Source organism: Escherichia sp. KCJ4928 (assembly GCF_004352695.1).
Lineage (GTDB): Bacteria > Pseudomonadota > Gammaproteobacteria > Enterobacterales > Enterobacteriaceae > ECMA0423.
In genome coordinates this window covers 1-2939 of sequence record NZ_SJWV01000309.1, presented here as the reverse complement: position 1 = coordinate 2939, position 2939 = coordinate 1, and the positions used below count along the sequence as shown (strand labels likewise).

The window sequence follows — 2939 nt, the reverse complement described above, 5'->3', positions numbered from 1 at the left end:
TAATAAGGACCGTGTTATTAATCTTCTGCGCCATGGGCAGTTCGCGACACACGGTTTGTTAAACCTGGAGGGGGTAGAGCGAGCAATAGAAACAAGTAGACTGGCCCCCTGAATCTCCAGACAACCAATATCACTTAAATAAGTGATAGTCTTAATACTAGTTTTTAGACTAGTCATTGGAGAGCAGATGATTGATGTCTTAGGACCGGAGAAACGCAGACGGCGTACTACACAGGAAAAGATCGCTATTGTTCAGCAGAGTTTTGAACCGGGAATGACGGTCTCCCTTGTTGCCCGGCAACACGGTGTGGCAGCCAGCCAGTTATTTCTCTGGCGCAAGCAATACCAGGAGGGAAGTCTTACTGCTGTGGCCGCAGGAGAGCAGATCGTTCCTGCCTCTGAACTTGCTGCTGCCATGAAGCAGATTAAAGAACTCCAGCGCCTGCTCGGCAAAAAAACGATGGAAAATGAACTCCTTAAAGAAGCCGTTGAATACGGGCGTGCAAAAAAGTGGATAGCGCACGCGCCCTTATTGCCCGGGGATGGGGAGTAAGCTTAGTCAGCCGTTGTCTCCGGGTGTCGCGTGCGCAGTTGCACGTAATTCTCAGACGAACCGATGACTGGAAAGATGGTCGCCGCAGCCGTCACTCAGATGATACGGATGTGCTTCTCCGTATACACCATGTTATCGGAGAGCTGCCCACGTATGGTTATCGTCGGGTATGGGCGCTGCTTCGCAGACAGGCCGAACTTGATGGTATGCCTGCGATCAATGCCAAACGTGTTTACCGGATCATGCGCCAGAATGCGCTGTTGCTTGAGCGAAAAACCGCTGTACCGCCATCGAAACGGGCACATACTGGCAAAGTGGCCGTGAAAGAAAGCAATCAACGATGGTGCTCTGACGGGTTCGAGTTCCGCTGTGATAACGGAGAAAAACTGCGAGTCACGTTCGCGCTGGACTGCTGTGACCGTGAGGCACTGCACTGGGCAGTCACTACGGGCGGCTTCGACAGTGAAACAGTACAGGACGTAATGCTGGGAGCGGTGGAACGCCGCTTCGGCAACGAGCTTCCGGCGTCTCCAGTAGAGTGGCTGACGGATAATGGTTCATGCTACCGGGCTAATGAAACACGGCAGTTTGCCCGGATGTTGGGGCTTGAACCGAAGAACACGGCGGTGCGGAGTCCGGAGAGTAACGGCATAGCAGAGAGCTTCGTGAAAACGATAAAGCGTGACTACATCAGTATCATGCCTAAACCAGACGGGTTAACGGCAGCAAAGAACCTTGCAGAGGCGTTCGAGCATTATAACGAATGGCATCCGCATAGTGCACTGGGTTATCGCTCGCCACGGGAATATCTGCGGCAGCAGGCCAGTAATGGGTTAAGTGATAACAGGTGTCTGGAAATATAGGGGCAAATCCAACAAGTTCTCATGGCATCGGTGGAGTCAGTTTTATTCTTATGAAATTAATTGCTGCAGAACTTATCTTTGAAGGATATTTATAATGACTTCATTCTACTTTAAGCCGAATATACATCATGTCAATATTAATAATGAAATAACTATCCTTGATGAGATATCTGATCGTTATATCCTTCTTTCAGAAAAGCAATCAATTCTCTTAAAAGAGTATATGAGTGATGGTTCTCATAATTATGTCGGTGATACAATGAACCTGGAAGGTATAATTTCTAAGGAGTCGGGTACTCCTTTGGCAAAGAGTACTCCGTCTCCTCAGGGGGTTGGTATATTGACCTGGAACAGTTATGTCAGCACTCGGTTGGGTATTGCCAGTTTTTTTTATATCGCTGAAGCAATAATGAGAATGATTCTTGTCCGAAAACGTCTCCAGTCAAAGGGTTTTCACCATTGCCTTGAGCATTGTCGTTGTGCGCTTAGCCAGAAGAGTTTTCCGTACATTTCCCTGAAAGATAAATTAATTATTGGGCAGAAGTTGAGCCAGAGTATTAAAATTGCGGCACCGTTTATCCCGGGCAAGGTTAAATGCCTTGAGTTTTCACTTGTTTTGTTCGACATGTTAGTGTCAAGAAAAATCAGTCCCACATTATTTATTGGATTCCAGCGCTATGATTTTCTTTCTCATGCATGGCTGGAAATTGATAATGAAGTGGTTGCAGATCAAGATAACCTGAAAACAAAACTTACACCAATAATTAGAGTGGGATAATGAAAATAAAAAATGTCATTTGTGAATTAAAATCAGGGGCAAGTGCTTACTCTTCGGCCTACAAGCTCATACGCTCACTGTATCCCGCATTCACATTTTCTTTTATCGGTGTGTCCATTCTCTTTATTCTGGCTTCGGTTCTTGGTGCATTACTTCCTTATCTGCTCAAAAAGACAGCGGAGGCGTATACTTTCTCTGAAGGGATACTATCTGCATTTTTCCTGATCACAATGACCTACGCCGTCAGCTGGACAGTGACCGAAGTACTGAAGAATATCAGAGGCATTTTTTCTGCGGGAATTCTGGCACAAGCAGATGCAGCACTAACCAGTAACACGATGGAGATTTTACTTTCTATTAGTTTCCGGAAACAAAAGGAATTTGAGCCGGCGGTCCTGGCTGCAAATATTGATCGTGGCGCGCAATCATTCAGTGCGCTGACATTATCTGTTTTCTGGACACTACTCCCAATTACTGTAGAAATCAGTATGGCTGTTTATTTTCTTTATCAGAGTCTGGGTTTTACTTATTCACTTATTTTCTCAATTTCTGTTATAGGTATGATTTTTCTTGCCTTCAGCATAGCGATCTTTAGTCGTCATATCCATACCGATATAATGAATGCTCAGAATGGGGTGTATTCTTATACGATTGAGCGACTTGCCATGCCGTTGGATATCCGAATTAATTCAGCTCATGCAAAAGAAAGAGTTCTTCGCCAGGAAATTCTTAATCAGTATGTTAA

At 45.5% G+C, this 2939-nt stretch carries 2 protein-coding genes and 1 pseudogene; all 3 read left to right on the top strand.

The window, feature by feature from the left end:
* Positions 1–187 precede the first annotated feature (187 nt).
* Positions 188–1416, top strand: a protein-coding gene (locus tag E0D98_RS22985) for an IS3 family transposase (RefSeq protein ID WP_154736035.1) whose coding sequence is annotated in 2 segments (ribosomal slippage) — positions 188–503 and positions 503–1416 — 1230 coding nt in all. Because the reading frame shifts where the segments join, the coding sequence is not laid out codon by codon here.
* 94 nt (positions 1417–1510) lie between these two features.
* A complete protein-coding gene (locus E0D98_RS22980; protein ID WP_044804913.1) occupies positions 1511–2194 on the top strand; it encodes a lasso peptide biosynthesis B2 protein in 684 nt (227 codons plus the stop codon).
* Positions 2194–2939 (top strand): annotated as a pseudogene (locus E0D98_RS22975) (ABC transporter ATP-binding protein); the annotation flags it as partial. The gene E0D98_RS22980 and the pseudogene E0D98_RS22975, both read left to right, overlap by 1 nt.